The organism is Mucilaginibacter sp. PAMB04168 (genome assembly GCF_039634365.2).
GTDB lineage: Bacteria > Bacteroidota > Bacteroidia > Sphingobacteriales > Sphingobacteriaceae > Mucilaginibacter.
Genome location: NZ_CP155079.2, coordinates 1,725,767 through 1,744,319, shown reverse-complemented (window position 1 = coordinate 1,744,319; position 18,553 = coordinate 1,725,767). Strand labels below are relative to the sequence as shown.

Here is an 18,553-nt window from a genome sequence, read left to right as displayed (position 1 = left end):
CTTCTTGGAGTTGTTGTTTTCATAAGTAAATTAGATTAGGGACCGGACGTTTATGTCCGGTCTCTTTTTTTGATACTGTATTATCACAACAAGCTGCTCTCAATAATCAGGTAGCTTTATTCAGCTCTCATACTATCTACGGGGTTGGCGTTAGCTGCCCTAACCGCCTGCATGCTTACCGTACCAACAGCCAGTAGTATGGCAGTAACACCAGCCATGGCAAAAGTAAACCAGCCCACAGTAACGTGGTAAGTGTAGTTTTGTAACCAGTTATGCATTACCCACCAGCCTATGGGTGTGGCAATAGCCAGTGCTATTACCACCAGCACTACAAATTCTGCGGTAAGTAATTGTATTACACTGCTTACACTGGCACCCAGCACGCGGCGTATGCCAATTTCCTTTGAACGGTTCTCGGCCATGTAGGCAGCCAGGCCAAACAGCCCAAGGCATGATATAAAAATGGTTAAGCCTGCAAATAGAGCAGCCAGTGTACCGGTTTTTACTTCGTTGGCAAACTTTTCGGCATAGCGTTGGTCTACAAATTTGTATTCAAATGGGTAAGAAGGATTGTACTTTTTAAAAACATCGCCTGCCAGTTGCAAATTTTTAGCGGTGCTGTTATGCGCATTTAAGCGTACCACCATATTGTAATTCCAATTGCGCAAGCCATGTACAATCATAGGGCTAACGGGGCTGTAGGGCGAACCAATTATAAAATCTTTAAAAACTCCCACCACAGTTATGGGCTTATCTCCCATCCGGCTAAAGTAAATGGTATGGCCTAAAGGATTTTTAAGCTGCATTTGTTTTACGGCAGTTTCGTTAAGCAGCACCGCTGCTGTATCCGAAGGATGCATAGCCAGGTCAATGTCACGACCTTGTACCAGTTTTATGCCCAAGGTGCTAATGAAATCGCCGGTGGTATTGAAGCGGGTAAACTCTATATCGGGTTGTTCGGCATTTTCACCGGTCCAACGGTAAGAGTTTGACGTGCTTGCTGGCTGTGTGACCGAAAAACTGTTTTGAGATACACCGGTAGCCGCACCTGATTGGATCAGATCGTGTTTAATGAGGTCATAGTTTTTACGCATATCGCCTTCAATGCCAATGTCGATCAGGTTATTCTTAACATAGCCGCTATCGCGCTGCTGCGCAAATTGTATTTGCCGGTAAACAACCAGAGTTGATACCACCATTACAATAGCTACTGTGAACTGCACTACTACCAGCACCTTGCGCGGTGTAAACCAATGGTGCCCTTCCCGAAACTTACCTTTTAAAACCTTTACCGGCTTAAATGCTGATAAAAAGAAAGCAGGGTAACTGCCAGCCAAAGCACCGGTTAGCACAATAAACCCCAGCATACCAACTATAAAAACCGGACTTGAGTAATTAACTGTAAGGTTTTCCTGAGTAAAGCGGTTAAAGGCAGGCAGGCACAGCGCAACCAGTATAAGCGCTAACATACCTGCAACAATCGCTATTAAGATAGATTCGCTCAAAAATTGAGCAACAAGACTCATTTTTTGGGCGCCCATCACTTTGCGTACACCTACCTCTTTGGCACGTTTCTCACTGCGGGCGGTACTTAGGTTCATAAAATTGATACAGGCCACTAACAGTATCAAGCCGCCTATTAAGGCAACCAAACGAACCACATCAATCAATCCGCCGGTTGCCTTGCCGTTTTCAAAATTAGAGTACAAGTGCCATTGGGTTATGGGATGCAGAAACAACTGTGCCTTAACAGCATCTGTGTGACGTTCATTGATATCTGCTATCTTTTGGCCCAATCGCTTTACATCAACACCTGGCTTGAGCTGTACAAAGGTTTGATAGGTATTGTTGTTCCAGTTATTACCGGCCGAATAAAAGTTTTCATTTGCAGTCAGTGATACCAGATAATCAAACTTGAACTCTGTATTATAAGGCAAATCCTTCATTACGCCGGTAATTTGGCAGGTTTGCTTTTTATCTATGTTAATTACCTTGTACATTGGGCTCTCATTGTCAAAGAGCTTGCGGGCCAGGCTTTCGGTAATTACTACGCTATTCACTTCATCCAGCGCATGTTTAGGATCGCCCTCAATAAGCGGAAAACTGAACATGGTTAAGAATGGTTTATCCACATCGCGACCTTCGGCTTTAATAATTTTATCGCGGTAAGAAAACAACCTGTCGATTGGCCAATATATACGAGACACATCCTGCACCTCCGGAAACTCCTGCTTTAGGGCAGCCCCTACAGGGCCCGACGTAATATCAGAACAATAAATCTGGCCCGTAGTATCGGCCGAGCGAAGCCAAAGTTTATATAAGGTACCTTTATTGGCATGAAACTGATCATAGCTCAACTGGTGTTGTATCCAGGTATATATCAAGATAGTGCCTGCCATACCCACCGCTAAACCAGCTATGTTAATGGCCGAAAAAGCTTTGTTACGGTACAGGTTTCGCCAGGCAATTTTAAAGTAGTTCTTAAGCATGCTTCAATACTTTTTATGACTAGTGAAAACCGCATGCCACTTAAATAACGAACTTATTACCAATAAAATAACTGACAGAGCAAGATCAAAATTGTTCACTTTCGTACAGTGAATGTTCGGGAACAAACACTTACACCCATTAACGGTCAGTTATCCAATTTCATTAGCAAAGCGGGCCTCCATGCGCTTCATTACGGTGGTAGCTGTTAAGCCATGCACAAATATAGATAGTAATATAGTGAAAGTTACTACAGTCCATATTTGCTCGGCATAAGGAAAATGTGCTTCTTTAAAAGCATAGCTCAGATAATAGATAGAACCCATACCCCTGATACCAAAAAAGCTGATTACCCATTTTTCTCTGGAATGGAGCTGTATACCGAACAAACTCAAATAAGAAGTTAGTGGCCTTACAATGAATAAAAACAGAATGGAAAAAGTGACCATTGGCCAGGTTAAATTGTTGAGTATACCAGTGGTCAGACTTCCACCAAAAAGGATAAGCACAATGGCCACCATAATGCGCTCTGTCTGATCGGTAAAGTCGTGCAACTTAGTATGCAATTTATGGCCTCTTTCATAATGGCGTAAACTTAGTCCGGCCACAAAAACAGCCATAAAGCCATACCCATGCGCTAGTTCTGTTATGCCGTAAACCATCAGTGTTAGCGATAGGGCAACAAAGCCATCGCGCGTTTCCAAAACTTCCAAACGGTCGCCTACGCTAAAAATTAGGTATCCCAATAACCGTCCTATTATTACGCCAATAACTAACCCGATAACAACTTTAAGAATCAGGGCATACCCGGCCCATTCCCAAATACTGCCCTGCCCTTTATTAGCCATTTGCGACATAGTGATAGCCAGCATTACAAACGGAAACGCAAACGCATCATTCATACCGGCCTCGGCAGTTAAGGCAAACTTGGTCTCAAATCGCAATTTTTCGTTAGGCGGCCCAACCTGTACATCTGAGGCTAATACCGGATCGGTAGGCGCCAGGGCAGCACCCAGTAACAGCGCCGATGCTACATCCATCCCGAAGAAACCATAGCCCAGTAATGCGGCTATGCCAATGCAACCCAGCATACCCCACGTAACCAAACGAATAGGCGTTTTCCAGGTTTTATAGGCAAAGGACCGGTCTATTTTAATACCTGTACCCATCAACGAAATAATAACCACCAGCTCAGTTAAGTGTGAGGTATAAGTTTGATGTTTACGCGGATCGGCGTTAGGAAGTAGATGTGGAAATACTAAATAAATAAGCACACCAGCCAGCATATAAATAATGGCGTATGAAATACCGGTTCGCTTACTTATAGCCGGCATCCATGCCATGCCTAATGCAGCAATACCAATTACACTTATAATAATGATGTACTGATCCATAATAAAACCGGAGGGGCTAGAATACCTCCACTACAACTCAAACACCAAAGTGTTTAATACCTGTTAAATTGATTACAGGCAGCTCTGCAGCATGCTGACGTGTAAGTGCGTTTACAGCCGCAATAATGTCATCAGCACATGGCATTTCTGTTATTGTATTATTAAGGTAGCGGCTTACGTGCATAATCACCTCATTCTTGCTTTGAGCCTGTGGCGGTACCAAATAGCTTAATACCTGGCTTGGCACCATCCAGGGTGTATGCTGCGGATTAGTTAAGGCGTATAATACCACTGTGGGCGTATTGGTTGCAGCAGCAATATGTACCGTGCCCGTATTTACCGATACTACAACGGGGGCCTGTGCAATCAAAGTTGCAAATTCGCTCAGCTTGAATTGACCGGCCACGTTAAAGGTACCCACCCCTGCCAAGCCTTGAATGGACGCGGCCATAGCATGTTCGCTCCCTGAGCCGGTAAACAATACCTGGTAACCCAGTTCGTTAACCGCTTTTTGAGCAGCTTCAGCCCAACGCTCTTGTGGATACTCACGTTTAGGTTCACTTACTCCTGGGTGCATAACCAGCCAGGGCTTTTGTATATCCACACCCTGTTGCTGTAACTTTTGTGCCACCTGCGGCCATAAGTCGGGCAACTGTAAACTCAACCTCTCGTCTTCTGTAAAGGCACCAACAGAAGCTACCAGATCCAGATCCCGCCTCACCTGGTGACGTATAATGTCGTATGGTTCCTTGTCGGGCACCCAATTAGTTAAAAGCTGGTATGGGTTTTCGCGGCAGTAAGCCAAACGTAAAGGTATACCGGCCAAGTAAGCCAGCATTACGGTAGGTAAAGGGTTTTGGCTATACACCGTAAAAGTGACTGCCGCATCAAACTGTTGTTGTTTAAGCTGGTTTACTACCGCTGTTACCGCCTCCTGGCCTGACGCCATACTGGTTTTTACCCACGGCACATCAAAAGTAATTACCTCATCTATTTCGGGTATCATACTGGCTATGCCTGCTGCCATACTGGAGGTAAGAACAGTTATTTGGGCGTTAAAGGTTTGCTTGAGCGCCCGCAAGGCGGGCGTTGTCATGAGCAAATCGCCCATATTGTCGGGGCGTATACAAAGTATCTTTTTACAATTTAACCAATTATTCATAAGCCGGCAGTACATAAAAACTTATAGCGGGTTTTTGTTTGCCCGGCCATGACACAAAACTGATTAACAAGCGTTTATATATACGAAAATTTATGCGTACATTTGCGCCCTAAAAAATATTCATAAAAAGATATGAAATTATCTCAATTTAAATTCAATCTGCCCGATTCTTTGATCGCTCACAACCCGTCTGATGTTCGCGACGAGTCTCGTTTGATGGTGCTACACCGCGATTCTGGCAAAATTGAGCACAAAATATTTAAGGATGTTTTGGATTATTTTGATGATAAGGATGTAATGATCCTGAACAACACCAAAGTTTTCCCGGCCCGTATGTATGGCAATAAAGAGAAAACAGGTGCTACCATTGAGGTTTTCTTACTGCGCGAATTAAATAAAGAACTGCGTTTATGGGATGTACTGGTTGACCCGGCCCGTAAAATACGTGTAGGCAACAAACTGTACTTCGGCGATGACGATTTACTGGTTGCCGAGGTTGTAGACAACACCACTTCACGTGGCCGCACTATCCGTTTTTTGTTTGATGGTACTGATGAAGAGTTTCGTCGTAACGTTGAAATTTTAGGTGAGACACCGCTTCCTAAATACATTAAACGCAAAGCCACTGCCGAAGATAAAGAGCGCTACCAAACCATTTTTGCTAAAAATGAAGGCGCTGTTGCAGCTCCAACCGCAGGTCTGCACTTTAGCCGCGAGCTGATGAAGCGCCTGGAATTAAAAGGTGTTGAATTTGCAGAAGTTACGCTTCACGTTGGTTTAGGCACTTTTCGCCCGGTTGAGGTGGAGGATCTGACAAAGCACAAAATGGATTCTGAACAAATTATCATCGAGCAAAAGCAAGCTGATATTGTAAACCGTGCCATTGAGCGTAAAACACGTGTTTGCGCGGTAGGAACGACGTCTATGCGCGCTATCGAATCTGCTGTCTCTGCCAACAAGACTTTAAAATCTGTTAATGACTGGACCAGCAAGTTCATTTTCCCGCCGTATGAGTTTAGCATTGCTAATTCTATGATTACTAACTTCCACACTCCCGAGTCGACCCTGTTAATGATGGTAAGTGCATTTGGAGGTTATGAGCATGTAATGAACGCTTATGAAATTGCTGTAAAAGAGAAATACCGCTTTTATAGCTACGGCGACGCCATGCTGATTATCTAAACAGACTTGATATTAGTTGTGAGATATTTGACAAAATACTCATGAATCCAAAACGCCATTGTTTTTACAATGGCGTTTTTTATTAGCATTATTGCAGGCGCATTCACATCAACTTTAACTATGCCATACGACGTTCATCTCGCATCCCATGTCTCACCTCACACGGCTAACTATGCTATTATTGTAGCCGGTGGTTCGGGCACACGTATGCAGGCGGCGGTGCCTAAGCAATTTCTTCTGCTTAACGGGTTGCCTGTTTTGATGCACACTTTGCTTGCTTTTCACAACAGCAATTCGCAACCTAAGCTTATTGTGGTTTTGCCCGAAGCCTTCCATGAATACTGGCAGCAGTTATGCGCCGAGCACAGTTTTAACGTTACTCACCAGTTAGTGGGCGGAGGGCCTACCCGCTTCCATTCGGTAAAAAGCGGATTGAAATTAGTACCCGATGATGCGTTGGTAGCGGTGCATGACGCCGTGCGCCCGCTTGTAAGCGCCCAAACCATTGAGGCGGCGTACCAGCAAGCCGCCCGGCAGGGCGCTGTAGTGGTAGCTGTTAAAAGCCGTGATTCGGTTAGGCAGGTAAAGGCAGCCCATACACAAAGCCTGCTGCGCGATGAAATATACCTGGTGCAAACCCCACAAACCTTTAAAGCAGATTTACTAAAGCGTGCTTATGAGTGCTCTTACCAGGAAAGCTTTACTGACGATGCCAGCGTAGCTGAATTAGCCGGTCATGCAATTCATATTGTTGAGGGCAGCTATCAGAATTTTAAGATCACGTTTCCGGAAGATATAGCCATAGCCGAATTACTGATAAACAAAAAGCCGCACGTTTAACAACGCGCGGCTCAATTAATTATTCTTTATAGTCAATTATGCCCTGCGGATAACTCCTAACAGAATAGCGATAATTGCAATGACCAGCAATACGTGAATAATGCTACCGTCACCGAAAGTTCCAAGTCCGTGGAATAGAAATCCTACTACCCACAATATGACTAATATTACTGCTACTAAATATAATAAGCCTCTCATAGTTTTAATATTTAGTTACGCCCTACGAATTATACCTAATATTAAAGCAATAATCGCTATAACAATTAAAATGTGGATTAAGCCTCCAACATTGTAAACAAACGCTCCTAATGCCCATCCTATAATAAGGATAACAGCAATAATGTACAATAAGCCTCTCATTTGGGTAAGTGTTTTAGTTTGATAAATGTATTTATTACTTACCTAACCAAAACCATTCCAAATTGTTGTTATAAAATAAAAAAACCCGCTTATGCGGGCTATTTTTAATATTCGTCTTCGTTAAAAAAGAAATCATCTTTAGTTGGATAATCAGGCCAAATCTCCTCAATATTTTCATAAGGTTCACCATCATCCTCCAATGCCTGCAGGTTTTCAATCACCTCAACAGGCGCACCCGAACGGATAGCATAATCAATCAGTTCATCTTTTGTAGCAGGCCATGGTGCATCTTCCAGATGTGAAGCCAATTCAAGAGTCCAGTACATACGTTATAATTTATTGTTGGGGTTAATTTATCAATTTTCGCAAAAATATAATATTTCTGAATGATTTATCAAATAATTTTTTCTACACCGATTATACACCTGGTTCCCATTTATTTTCAGGTATTTGCTGATCGTGCCCTACTTTACGTGCCAGCATAAACAGGTAATCGCTCAGTCTGTTTAAATATATCACAATTTTTTCATCAACAACACTCTCTGTAGCCAATTGCACCACTACACGTTCGGCCCGGCGGCATACGCACCTGGCTACATGGCAAAATGATATGGCATTACTACCGCCAGGCAGTATAAAATGTTTTAACTCCGGCAACTGGATTTCTATTGCATCCATTTCGTGCTCTAATAGGTCGATATCGCCATCAGTTAAATCGGGTATGGTCATTCTCGACTTTCCGGGCTCTGCCGCAAGCAATGCACCTATTACAAACAAGTTATTTTGTATATGCTGTAATACTTTTTTGTCCTGCAGTTGAATATCCTGGTCGGCAATTAAACCCAAATAAGCGTTTAGCTCGTCAACAGTACCATAGCTTTCGATACGAATATGATATTTAGGCACTCGGTTACCTCCTATCAGGGAGGTTAAACCTTTGTCGCCGGTTTTGGTATATATCTTCATCAGCGCTGCAATTAAATAATTTTCATAATCATTTGACGCAATGTGAATAATTTTTGATGTTTACTGCGTATTAATATCACACAACACATCGCCGTTATATGCAAGCTTTTCTGGTTAAACACTTTTCATTATATACTAAACTTGTTATTTGCTCAGTTAGTACGTTGCTGCTGCTTAGTTTTAGTTGCACTAACAGTAGCAATGCCAAACAAGGCAAACCCGCTCAAAAAGCTATGCCTGCAACAGCCGCCAGCTTAATTACCGAAAAGCTTTTTAATGAACTGTTTCCGCAACGGAACAAATTTTACACTTATGCCTCTTTTATAAAAGCCATAAAAGAGATAAGCCAAATTAAAGTAAACGTGACCCGCCGGGCGGTATCTGTATACCAAATTATACGTACTGATAAAGCTAGCGGTAAGGCTACCATCGTGCGCCAGGACGTTGACTGGAACGAGGCATGGGCAAAAGCTAAGCCCGACAGCAGTTATGAGGTGGATTATAGTAAATTTTGTACAGAAAAGAATGCTGCGACGAACAAAAAAGAACTGGCCGCTTTTTTTGCCCACATTGCCCACGAAACGCGCGGTGGTGTGGATGATACCTTTACGGATGGCCTGATGTACATTCATGAAAAAAATACAACATCAGCCTACATTGCCGAGAATGATGAGTACCCACCTGTTGCCGGTAAAAAATATTATGGCCGTGGACCGGTTCAATTAAGCTACAACGGCAACTACGGTTACGCCGGCGATTGTATTTTAGGCGATGACAAGATATTATTGAACAGCCCTGAATTGATTGAGACAGACCCCGTTCTGGCCTTTAAAACAGCCATTTATTTTTGGATGACACCACAAACGCACAAGCCCTCTGCACATGATGTAATGGTAGGCGTATGGCAGCCTAAACCAGCAGATAAGGCTAAAGGCCGCGCACCGGGCTTCGGTATGACCATTAATATCATTAACGGTGAAATTGAATGCAATAAAGGCGAAGATTTGTACAACATGAAAGACCGCATGAAATTTTACCAATACTTCCTCACCAAGCTTGGCGGTAAAGATACTGCCAATTGCTCTTGCGGCAAAATGCAACCTTACTTGTACGGAGTGAACGAATAGATAAGCGCTGGGGTCAGACATAAGGTCATAAATTAAAAAAGCCACAGCAATTGCTATGGCTTTTTATTTATGCCGGTAAACAATAAGTCAGTTTCTCGGCTCTCAGTTCCTTATTTACTTATTCTGTAACCAATACGCCATCGGCCATAATGGTAACATCTTTTTTAGGCTTATTGATTTTGGCGATTTCCGTTTGGCTTTTGCCGGCATCTTTAGCGTAATGGCGCAGGCGCTCCACTGTAGTTTCAGTAACTTTGGCTTTACCTTCAACCACTACCTTTTTACCTACAATGTTTTGCGGCATAAAATAAGCATAATCGGTAAAACGCACCATCACGTCCTCGCCGTTCGCTTGTTTAAGTTTCATGAAGCAGCCTTTCTTAGTGCAAACTTCGGTTACCACACCAGCAATCTTTCCGTTATAAACAGTGTCTTTGCTTAGCTCTTTGTTCAAGTTAGCCAAGGTAATGGCCTTGTCCTTGGTTACCGCTTTGCCATAAGTTACACCAGGTGCAGCCGGCTTAATAGCGCTTTGCTGCGCATAGGTAAAAGCAGCGCTAAACAGGGCCGCAATAAATAACATTAATGTTTTCATAACGAGTTTATTATTAGCGTAAAGGTATCAAAAATATGGCTACCCGAATAACCGGTTCATGTATTTTAAATATGCCTTTTAAGTTAATGCCGCTTAATATTTATTAGCCAAAACCAGTGCAGGGGTTATCATGTTATCAATTGCACATTAGGTATTAAGTTATGGAAACACAAGCAGCAGGTATAACCGCGTCAACCGATGAGAAGGATTACTTTGAGGTGGCGCCAGGCGTATGGGGAATGAAAATAGTTTTTGTAAACATTTTTATGATAGCCACCGGGAAGGATAATGAATGGGTGTTGGTTGATGCCGGCCTAAAAGGCTTTGCCGGAAAGATTGAAGAAATGGCGGCTGATTTATTTGGCGAAAATAACCCGCCTGTTGCTATTATCTTAACTCATGGTCATTTTGATCATATAGGTGCGCTTAAGCAGTTATTAACCAAGTGGGATGTACCGGTGTATGCGCACCCCCTGGAAATGCCTTACCTTACCGGCTTGTCGGCTTATCCACCGCCCGATCCAACTGTGGGCGGCGGCTTAATGAGCTTTATGTCAGTACTGTATCCTAAAAAACCAATTGATTTAGGTAACCGGGTACATGCCCTTCAGGAAAATGGTGGTTTACCTTATTTGCCCGAATGGTTGTTTGTATTTACACCCGGGCATGCACCCGGTCATATTTCGTTGTGGCGCCAGCGCGATAAACTGATTATTGCCGGTGATGCGTTTGTGACCACCAAGCAAGAATCGGCCTTCTCGGTTGCCACGCAAAAAAGACTGGTATCTGGCCCACCTAAATATTTTACAGCCGATTGGATTGCCGCAGCAGCATCCGTAAAAAAGCTGCGTGATTTGCATCCGGCTATTGCTGCCACCGGCCACGGCAAACCTATGTACGGGCAGGAACTAACCGAGGGTCTGGAAAACCTGGTAAGCAATTTTGACCAGGTAGCGGTACCAAGCCAGGGGCGGTATGTAAAAGAGCCGGCTAAAGCCAATAAACGTGGGGTGCAATATGTACCGCCCGAGCCTTTTAACCCTATACTGGCTGCATCGGTTGCAGGTTTACTGGCTGTAGGCATATACACACTCGTAAAAAAAGCTAAAAAATAGCTTTATAATGGAGTGGCACATTGGCTGTTCGGGTTTTCATTATAAGCACTGGAAAGAAGTTTTCTATCCGGAAGGCGTGCCGCAACGCAAGTGGTTTGATCACTATTGCCAGCATTTTGATACACTGGAGCTCAATAACACTTTCTATAATTTCCCTCGAATTACATCTTTAGAAAAGTGGTATGCTGATAGTCCGCCTGGCTTTTTGTTTGCGGTGAAGGCTTATAGGGGCATTACGCATTTTAAAAAGCTAATTGAAACCCAAGCCCTGGTAAGCGAAATGTATCAGGTTATTAGTGATGGACTAAAGGAAAAGTTGGGCACGGTACTCTTTCAGATGCCGCCCAATTTTACTTATAGTGAAGAGCGATTAGAGCGCGTACTGAAAAGCCTTGATCCAGTTTTTAATAATGTGATTGAAATGCGTCACAATAGCTGGTGGCGGGATGATGTATATGTAGCACTGGCTAAACAAAACATCAGCTTTTGCGGCATGAGCCATCCTACCCTGCCCAACGATGTGATAGCCAATACACCTGTTCTGTACTATCGCATGCACGGAAATCAACAATTGTACGCCTCGGCGTATAGCCCTAAGGAATTGCAAGACTTTGCTGAAAAAGTGAAAGCCACACAAGCCGAGCGGGCCTACATTTACTTTAACAATGATATAGGTGCCTCGGCAATATTCAACGCTAAAGAGTTGTTAGAGATAAGTAAATAACTATTTAACTGAACACAATTTAAATTATTTCACCCTCAACTCCCAGCTCTGGCAACTCCGTTTTTTCCATCCAGCCCTTACCTTCGGTAAAACGGGCTATCAGCATCGCCGCCGCCGTATCACCAGTGGCGTTAAGTAGTGTGGCCATGGGGTCTACCAGGGTGCCAATAATCATGGCCGGGGGCAGGGCTTCTGGTGGAAAGCCGTAGGCAGCAATAAATAGCAATTCGCCCACATAGCCTCCATTGGGTATGCCGCCTTCAACCATGCTGACCAAAACCGTCATGGCTAGGGCCAATATAACAACATCGGCACTATTAAAACTTTTGCCAAATAAGGCAAACACCACTGCCATTTTTATGATGGATGATATGCTCGATCCATCCTTATGCAAGGTGCCACCCAGCGGTATGGTTACGTTAGCAATAATAGCGGGTATGCCTATCTTTTTAGCAGCATCCATATTAGCCGGAATAGTAGCTATACTGCTACAGGTGCCCACAGCGGTTGCCGAAGGAATGATATTGTTGCGCCAATAAGTTCTTACCCCTTTTATCCCGCCGGCTATAAAAGCATATAGGCTAAAGAAAACCACAAAGTACACGGCGCCGGTTGCATAATATAAACCCAATGAACGCGCATAAGCACCAAACAACTGCGGACCAAACACACCTACCTGATAAGCAAAATATGCCCCAAGTCCTACAGGTCCAAGCTTCATAATAATGATAAACACCTGCTTAAAAACCTCGTTGCCTGATTGCAAAAAGCGTGTAAAGCTGGCTCCCTTCTCGCCTGCCCGCAAAGCGCCAAAGCCGATAATTACCGAAAAAATGATCATAGCCAGCATGCTCTTGCGTGAGAGCAGCTCATAAAACTCGCCTGTAGTAAATAACTGCGTTATTTGATTACCCCAAGGTCGTTTGTTTACCTGCTCGGTAAGCGGGGCACTGGTAAGTTGCTCATGTATCGGGAAAATCCATACGGCTACCATAGTTAAGCAGGCCGAAATAATAACCGTTGCTAAAAACACCAGCGACATCACAGCCATAATACGGCTTAGCTTTTTGCCCTGGTCTAACCCTGCAATGGCCGATGAGATAGCAAAGAACACCAGTGGTATTACGGCGGTAAACAGCAGATTGAGGAAAATGTCGCCTATAGGCTTAAGCACCTCCACCTGCTTACCCAGCACCAGCCCGGCTGCACTGCCACATAAAATACCGGTTAGCAACCAAATGATACCGCTGTAATTTTTATAAAAGTTATTCATGTTGTAGGGCTAAATGTAATAAAAAACATTCGTCTGCACTTATATAAGCCGCGCACTAACCCACATGCAAACATTGCTTTTTTCCTATTTTTGCCACCAAGTATTTTATATAATGAAACACTACTACCTCGGCATACTCTTCCTTTTTTTAAGCCTTAGCGTTTTTGCTCAAAAGTGGAACGTTGAAAACACGCCCGGCCCCAATAAAAAAGTAACCATTACCACCGATGAAGGGACCTGGATGAATGTGGACGTTAGTCCGGATGGGAAAGTTATAGCGTTTGACTTACTGGGCGACATCTATATCATGCCTGTTTCCGGTGGCAAAGCCACGCAAATAACCAGCGGTAAAGCCTGGGATGTACAACCCCGCTTTAGCCCCGATGGCAAACAAATAGCATTTACCAGCGACCGAGACGGTGGTGATAATATATGGATAATGGCTACCGACGGGGCAAGCAAGCGCCCTGTAACCAAGGAAACCTTTAGATTGTTAAACAATGCCTACTGGACGCCCGACGGCCAGTTCCTAGTAGCCCGTAAGCACTTTACCAATACACGCTCCTTAGGCGCAGGCGAAATGTGGCTATACCATAAAAATGGCGGCGAAGGTATACAACTTACCAAACGCAAAAATGACCAGCAAGACGCAGGCGAGCCGATTGTATCGCCTAAAGGAACATATGTTTATTGGAGCGAGGATGTAACGCCCGGCCCTAATTTTCAATATAACAAAGACCCAAATCAAGGCATATATGCTATTAAGCGAATAAACCGCCAAACGGGGCAAATTGAAACCGTTACGGGCGGCTCGGGCGGCGCATGCCGGCCACAAATATCGCCCGACGGTAAATTGATGGCCTTTGTGAAACGTAACCGCTTAAAGTCCGTTTTGTATATCCACAACCTCGGCACTGGTGAGGAGTACCCGGTGTATGATAACCTGAGCCACGACCAGCAGGAAACCTGGGCCATTTTTGGAACCTACCCCAATTTCAACTGGTTACCCGACAATCAGCATATTGTGTTTTATGCCAAAGGCAAGATCTGGAACCTCGACATTTCAACCTTAAATGCGGTTAATGTTCCGTTCGAAGCGACTAATCAACAGACCATTACTGAGGCACTTCACTTTCCGCAAAAAGTATTTCAGGATGAATTTACCGCCCGGATGATACGGCAGCTCAGTACTTCGCCGGATGGTAAACGTGTTGCCTTTAACGCTGCTGGTTACATTTATATTAAAGATTTGCCCGGCGGTAAACCCGAGCGCATAAGCACTACACCCGAATTTGAATACGAGCCGTCTTTTAGTCCGGATGGCAAGCAATTAGTTTATACCACCTGGAGCGATGAATTTAAAGGATCGGTTAATATTATTGATTTGGCTACCCGCCATGTAACACGTTTAACACCTGACCGTGGCTTTTACTATTCTCCTGTATTCTCTAACAAAGGCGATAAAGTTGTATACCGTAAAGGCGAGGGGAATGATGTTTTAGGCTATGCCTTTGGTAAAAATCCGGGTATTTACGTGGTTACCTCAACCGGCGGGACACCACAGCTCCTCCTCAATAATGGCATCAGGCCACAATTCTCTGCCGATGACAGCAAGCTTTACTATCAAAGTGCCGAGGATGGCAAAAAAGCTTTCAAAATGATTGACCTGGTCAATGTAGGTATAGCTCCTAAAACGTTGTATACATCAACTTATGCCACTCAGTTTGCTCCCAGCCCCGATGGCAAGTGGATGGCGTTTACCGAACTGTACAACTGCTATATCACACCGTTAACGTATACGGGTAATGTGCAGGAGCTATCGTCAACCAACAAGGCGCTGCCGCTTAACCGCCTTACACGCGATGCCGGCACTTACTTACACTGGAGCAAGGATAGCCAAAAACTACTGTGGACGCTGGGACCTAAGTACTACTCGCGCGACATTCGCTCGGCGTTCCCCTTTGTTGAAAGCAACCCTGATAAAGTGCCCAATGCAGACACGGCAGGTATTGACATCGGGTTAAAAATAAAAACCGATGTTCCTGCCGGTAAAATTGCCTTTACCAACGCCCGCATTATTACCATGAAAGGTGATGAAGTGATTGAGAAAGGCACCATAGTGATAGATCGCAACGTGATTATGGCTGTAGGTAAAGATGTGCAGCCACCTGCCGATGCAAAGGTTTACAATTTAGCGGGCAAAACTATCATCCCCGGTATTGTAGATGTACATGGCCACCTGGGTGTTAGCCCGGACGGTATATCGCCGCAACAGGACTGGCATTACTTTGCCAACCTGGCCTACGGTGTAACTACCTCGCATGACCCGTCGAGTAATACCGAGATGGTTTTTAGCCAGGCTGAAATGTTGAAAGCAGGCCGCATGGTCGGTCCGCGGGTATACTCTACGGGTACCATACTGTACGGCGCCGATGGCGATTTTAAGACTGTTATAAACAATTTAGATGATGCCCGTTCCCATTTACGCAGGTTAAAAGCGGTAGGTGCTTTCTCGGTTAAAAGTTACAACCAGCCGCGCCGCGAACAGCGCCAGCAAATCATCGAAGCTGCGCGCGAACTGCAAATGGAAGTAGTGCCCGAAGGCGGCTCAACTTTTTTTACCAATATGAACATGATTGCCGATGGACACACCGGCATTGAACATAACATACCCGTATGGCCCGTTTACAAAGACGTAAAGAGCTTTTGGAACGCCAGCAAAACTGGCTACACTCCTACCCTTATTGTTGCCTACGGAAGCCAGTTTGGTGAAAACTACTGGTATGACCGTAGTGAGGTGTGGAAGAACGAGCATCTGCTTAGCTTTACCCCTCCGGCTATTATTGACAGCCGCTCGCGTCGCCGCACCACTTCCGAGTATGGAGATTATGGCCATATTGATGCCGCTCGCGCTACCAAGCAAATTGCCGACGGGGGCATCCGGGTTAACCTGGGCGCACATGGCCAGTTGCAGGGCTTAGGCGCACACTGGGAGCTATGGATGCTAAACCAGGGCGGCTTTACCCCTATGCAAGCTTTACGCTGCGCCACATTAAACGGCGCTGCTTACTTAGGCATAGATAAAGAAATAGGCTCATTAGAGGCAGGCAAGCTGGCCGATTTGGTGGTACTTAATCAAAACCCATTAGACGATATTCGCAATAGTGACAACATCAAATATGTAATGGTAAACGGGCGCCTGTTTGATTCAGATTCTATGAACGAAACGGGCAATACTGAAAAGCCCCGATTGCGCTTTTGGTGGCAGCTAGGTAGCGGCAATTTAATGAACATGCCGGTAGGTAATACAGAGACCTATTTGTTTGGCACCAGCGATGGTGAGAATTAAATTGATAGGTTAAGCGTTGACGCTTCATTTACCAAGTTCAATTTGCTGAACTTGGTAAATGATAGCTATCCGTTGATCAAAAACCCTGTAGCAGCCACTCATAAAACGCTGGAAAATCATCATGCCATTGCTGCTCGTTGTGACCTGCTCCAGGGATAATTTGTACGGCTACCTGCCTCTCATGGTCAACTTTTTCTTGTACAATTTGAGCCATACCCTGCATATCGCCCACCATGTCGTCACTTTCGGCATCGCCACAAACAAAATAAAAGCGGGAGTTGCTTAAATTTTCGGCTTCGAGCGCAAAGGCATAAATTTCTTTAGCTATCCAAAATGCTGGGGAGAATATGCCTGCGTTACCAAAAGTTTCCGGGTGTTTCAGGGCAGCATAAGCGGCTATTAAACCACCCATTGAGCTGCCTACAATGGCGGTATGCCGGGCATCGGACTGTGTGCGGTAATTACTATCAATAAAAGGTTTTAACGTATTCACTAAAAATGCTGCGTATGCATTGCCTCTCCCCTCACCATGTTCTTCAGAATCGTAAGGATTATATTCGTTGATACGACTTTCCTCGCCATGGTCAACTCCTACTATAATGCAGGCTTTATGGTAAAACTGGTGGTCCATCACTTCATCCACGCCCCACTCCTGGTAGCTTGCGGTATATTGATCAAAAAGGTTTTGACCATCCTGCATGTAAATAACCGGATAGCTTATGTCTGATTGCTCATATTCTGCTGGCAGGTACAGCCACACCCTGCGCTGGCTCTGCAATTCGGGCATGTGAAAATGCTCGTCTAATATATGTACTTGCGGGCTGGCCGTATGTTGTTCTTCGCTTATTGGGTCTTGTTGTGGTTCGTTATCCATGATGATCGTATGCCACATCATATACAATAGCCCTGCCAACTTTTAAAAAGATTAACAACAACCTGTACTCCTTCATGAGGTACTACTTCCGGCTTAAGGTCATTTTTACAGGCAGTATGTGCCCTTGCTTGTCAAACAGCATTTCATCCAGGCAAACTACCCGTCGGTTCGCGCCAGATTGATCGAGTGGGCGGCGATGGTAAACGATATAGTACTTATCATCTTTTGCAGAATGAATAACCGAGTGATGCCCGGCACCTGTAGCAATCTTAGGGTCTTGCTCTAAAACAGTAGCAACCCGTTTAAACGGACCGAAAGGTGAATCGGCAATAGCATACGCCACTTTATAATCGGGCCCGGTCCAGCCCCCTTCGGACCACATGAAGTAGTACTTGTTATTTCGCAGAAACATGTATGGACCCTCTGCATAATGGTCAGGCGTAATTTCCTTATATAAAGTACCATCGGGCAGCGGCTCAATGCCAGTGAAATCTTTTTTCAGTTTCACTATATTACAATGCCCCCAGCCGCCATAGTACATGTAGTAAGAGCCATCTTTATCGCGAAACACAAATTGATCAATGGGTTGTGCACCATTTACTATAGTATCTATAAGTGGTCGGCCCAGTAAATCTTTATAAGGGCCATCGGGTTTGCCGGCCACTGCTACACCTATGCCACCTACCTCACCCGGGTGAACATCATTCGCGCCGAAAAATAAATAATACTTACTACCCTTTTTTAATACCGCAGGTGCCCACATGGCTTTATTAGCCCACTTTACGGCGGCGGTGTCGATGATATGCGGATGTTTTGTCCAGGTTTTCAAATCGGCAGATGAGAATGCATCCATAAACACCTGGTCTTTGTATTTAGCGGAATAAGTCGGAAATATCCAATAAGTATGGCCATATTTAACGCCTTCGGGATCGGCATACCAACCTTTCAAAACCGGGTTGTGCTGCGCTTGCGTCTGGCTAACAATTAAAGTAAGAAGCAATAAAGTGAAAAGGTACCTCATTTGTAGCTTAAATATGTCTCTGTTACACGGTAAAAATAGAAAAAGGGCTGATAGTAACCTATCAACCCTTTGGTATGAGTGGGG

General features: G+C 44.5%; 17 protein-coding genes. 6 read left to right on the top strand and 11 right to left on the bottom strand.

Features of this window, described 5'->3' with window-relative positions; all coding sequences use genetic code 11:
• Positions 1-116: 116 nt before the first annotated feature.
• The 3 genes from ABDD94_RS07620 to ABDD94_RS07610 all read right to left on the bottom strand — a co-directional run bounded on the left by ABDD94_RS07620 (position 117) and on the right by ABDD94_RS07610 (position 5,043).
• Positions 117-2,489: an ABC transporter permease gene (locus ABDD94_RS07620; RefSeq protein WP_345955347.1), complete on the bottom strand. Its 2,373-nt coding sequence runs from the start codon at positions 2,487-2,489 to the stop codon at positions 117-119.
• Positions 2,490-2,639: 150 nt separating this feature from the next.
• Complete coding sequence (locus tag ABDD94_RS07615) at positions 2,640-3,881, bottom strand: sodium:proton antiporter (RefSeq protein ID WP_345955346.1); 1,242 nt, start codon at positions 3,879-3,881, stop codon at positions 2,640-2,642.
• Positions 3,882-3,918: 37 nt separating this feature from the next.
• Positions 3,919-5,043, bottom strand: a complete 1,125-nt coding sequence (locus tag ABDD94_RS07610) for a glycosyltransferase family 9 protein (RefSeq protein WP_345955345.1) — start codon at positions 5,041-5,043, stop codon at positions 3,919-3,921.
• A gap of 132 nt (positions 5,044-5,175) precedes the next feature.
• Here ABDD94_RS07610 and queA point away from each other — a divergent pair, with 132 nt between their 5' ends.
• A complete protein-coding gene (queA, locus tag ABDD94_RS07605; protein WP_345948237.1) occupies positions 5,176-6,225 on the top strand; it encodes a tRNA preQ1(34) S-adenosylmethionine ribosyltransferase-isomerase QueA in 1,050 nt (349 codons plus the stop codon).
• 69 nt (positions 6,226-6,294) lie between these two features.
• A complete protein-coding gene (locus tag ABDD94_RS07600; RefSeq protein ID WP_345955344.1) occupies positions 6,295-7,065 on the top strand; it encodes a 2-C-methyl-D-erythritol 4-phosphate cytidylyltransferase in 771 nt (256 codons plus the stop codon).
• Between the two features lie 36 nt (positions 7,066-7,101).
• Here the strand turns inward: ABDD94_RS07600 and ABDD94_RS07595 are convergent, their stop codons facing one another.
• From ABDD94_RS07595 to ABDD94_RS07580, 4 genes are all read right to left on the bottom strand, one after another.
• Positions 7,102-7,263 (bottom strand): lmo0937 family membrane protein, encoded by a 162-nt coding sequence (locus ABDD94_RS07595; protein WP_345948239.1) that lies wholly within the window; start codon positions 7,261-7,263, stop codon positions 7,102-7,104.
• 15 nt (positions 7,264-7,278) lie between these two features.
• On the bottom strand, positions 7,279-7,425 hold the full coding sequence (locus ABDD94_RS07590; protein ID WP_345948240.1) for a lmo0937 family membrane protein: 147 nt from the start codon (positions 7,423-7,425) through the stop codon (positions 7,279-7,281).
• A 104-nt stretch (positions 7,426-7,529) separates the two neighbouring features.
• The gene (locus ABDD94_RS07585) at positions 7,530-7,751 is read right to left on the bottom strand and encodes a DUF2795 domain-containing protein (RefSeq protein ID WP_002996718.1); all 222 of its coding nucleotides are present in this window, start codon (positions 7,749-7,751) and stop codon (positions 7,530-7,532) included.
• Between the two features lie 91 nt (positions 7,752-7,842).
• Positions 7,843-8,391 carry a cob(I)yrinic acid a,c-diamide adenosyltransferase gene (locus tag ABDD94_RS07580; protein WP_345955343.1) on the bottom strand — a complete coding sequence of 183 codons (549 nt, stop codon included), beginning with the start codon at positions 8,389-8,391 and terminating at the stop codon, positions 7,843-7,845.
• A 233-nt stretch (positions 8,392-8,624) separates the two neighbouring features.
• On the opposite strand from ABDD94_RS07580, the gene ABDD94_RS07575 reads away from it, so the two are divergent.
• Positions 8,625-9,518, top strand: a complete 894-nt coding sequence (locus ABDD94_RS07575; RefSeq protein WP_345955342.1) for a chitinase — start codon at positions 8,625-8,627, stop codon at positions 9,516-9,518.
• 118 nt (positions 9,519-9,636) lie between these two features.
• Here ABDD94_RS07575 and ABDD94_RS07570 read toward each other — a convergent pair whose 3' ends face one another.
• Positions 9,637-10,113, bottom strand: a complete 477-nt coding sequence (locus tag ABDD94_RS07570) for a DUF4920 domain-containing protein (protein WP_345955341.1) — start codon at positions 10,111-10,113, stop codon at positions 9,637-9,639.
• Between the two features lie 161 nt (positions 10,114-10,274).
• On the opposite strand from ABDD94_RS07570, the gene ABDD94_RS07565 reads away from it, so the two are divergent.
• Entirely contained in the window at positions 10,275-11,228 is a 954-nt protein-coding gene (locus ABDD94_RS07565) for an MBL fold metallo-hydrolase (RefSeq protein WP_345955340.1), read from the top strand.
• Between the two features lie 7 nt (positions 11,229-11,235).
• Positions 11,236-11,952 carry a DUF72 domain-containing protein gene (locus ABDD94_RS07560; protein WP_345955339.1) on the top strand — a complete coding sequence of 239 codons (717 nt, stop codon included), beginning with the start codon at positions 11,236-11,238 and terminating at the stop codon, positions 11,950-11,952.
• A gap of 19 nt (positions 11,953-11,971) precedes the next feature.
• On the opposite strand, the gene ABDD94_RS07555 is transcribed toward ABDD94_RS07560, so the two are convergent.
• Complete coding sequence (locus tag ABDD94_RS07555) at positions 11,972-13,225, bottom strand: dicarboxylate/amino acid:cation symporter (RefSeq protein WP_345955338.1); 1,254 nt, start codon at positions 13,223-13,225, stop codon at positions 11,972-11,974.
• A gap of 112 nt (positions 13,226-13,337) precedes the next feature.
• On the opposite strand from ABDD94_RS07555, the gene ABDD94_RS07550 reads away from it, so the two are divergent.
• Positions 13,338-16,574: an amidohydrolase family protein gene (locus ABDD94_RS07550; protein WP_345955337.1), complete on the top strand. Its 3,237-nt coding sequence runs from the start codon at positions 13,338-13,340 to the stop codon at positions 16,572-16,574.
• A gap of 76 nt (positions 16,575-16,650) precedes the next feature.
• On the opposite strand, the gene ABDD94_RS07545 is transcribed toward ABDD94_RS07550, so the two are convergent.
• Positions 16,651-17,448 (bottom strand): alpha/beta hydrolase-fold protein, encoded by a 798-nt coding sequence (locus ABDD94_RS07545; protein WP_345955336.1) that lies wholly within the window; start codon positions 17,446-17,448, stop codon positions 16,651-16,653.
• Between the two features lie 82 nt (positions 17,449-17,530).
• Entirely contained in the window at positions 17,531-18,469 is a 939-nt protein-coding gene (locus tag ABDD94_RS07540) for a glycoside hydrolase family 43 protein (protein ID WP_345955335.1), read from the bottom strand.
• Positions 18,470-18,553: the final 84 nt, after the last annotated feature.

Excerpts from the sequence above, each read along its gene's own strand:
- ABDD94_RS07580 (WP_345955343.1), bottom strand. The coding sequence starts at position 8,391 with ATGAAGATATATACCAAAACCGGCGACAAAGGTTTAACCTCCCTGATA.
- ABDD94_RS07570 (WP_345955341.1), bottom strand. The coding sequence starts at position 10,113 with ATGAAAACATTAATGTTATTTATTGCGGCCCTGTTTAGCGCTGCTTTT.
- ABDD94_RS07545 (WP_345955336.1), bottom strand. The coding sequence starts at position 17,448 with ATGGATAACGAACCACAACAAGACCCAATAAGCGAAGAACAACATACG.
- ABDD94_RS07615 (WP_345955346.1), bottom strand. The coding sequence starts at position 3,881 with ATGGATCAGTACATCATTATTATAAGTGTAATTGGTATTGCTGCATTA.
- ABDD94_RS07610 (WP_345955345.1), bottom strand. The coding sequence starts at position 5,043 with ATGAATAATTGGTTAAATTGTAAAAAGATACTTTGTATACGCCCCGAC.
- ABDD94_RS07595 (WP_345948239.1), bottom strand. The coding sequence starts at position 7,263 with ATGAGAGGCTTATTATATTTAGTAGCAGTAATATTAGTCATATTGTGG.
- ABDD94_RS07585 (WP_002996718.1), bottom strand. The coding sequence starts at position 7,751 with ATGTACTGGACTCTTGAATTGGCTTCACATCTGGAAGATGCACCATGG.
- ABDD94_RS07600 (WP_345955344.1), top strand. The coding sequence starts at position 6,295 with ATGGCGTTTTTTATTAGCATTATTGCAGGCGCATTCACATCAACTTTA.
- ABDD94_RS07565 (WP_345955340.1), top strand. The coding sequence starts at position 10,275 with ATGGAAACACAAGCAGCAGGTATAACCGCGTCAACCGATGAGAAGGAT.
- queA (WP_345948237.1), top strand. The coding sequence starts at position 5,176 with ATGAAATTATCTCAATTTAAATTCAATCTGCCCGATTCTTTGATCGCT.
- ABDD94_RS07555 (WP_345955338.1), bottom strand. The coding sequence starts at position 13,225 with ATGAATAACTTTTATAAAAATTACAGCGGTATCATTTGGTTGCTAACC.
- ABDD94_RS07540 (WP_345955335.1), bottom strand. The coding sequence starts at position 18,469 with ATGAGGTACCTTTTCACTTTATTGCTTCTTACTTTAATTGTTAGCCAG.
- ABDD94_RS07575 (WP_345955342.1), top strand. The coding sequence starts at position 8,625 with ATGCCTGCAACAGCCGCCAGCTTAATTACCGAAAAGCTTTTTAATGAA.
- ABDD94_RS07620 (WP_345955347.1), bottom strand. The coding sequence starts at position 2,489 with ATGCTTAAGAACTACTTTAAAATTGCCTGGCGAAACCTGTACCGTAAC.
- ABDD94_RS07590 (WP_345948240.1), bottom strand. The coding sequence starts at position 7,425 with ATGAGAGGCTTATTGTACATTATTGCTGTTATCCTTATTATAGGATGG.
- ABDD94_RS07550 (WP_345955337.1), top strand. The coding sequence starts at position 13,338 with ATGAAACACTACTACCTCGGCATACTCTTCCTTTTTTTAAGCCTTAGC.
- ABDD94_RS07560 (WP_345955339.1), top strand. The coding sequence starts at position 11,236 with ATGGAGTGGCACATTGGCTGTTCGGGTTTTCATTATAAGCACTGGAAA.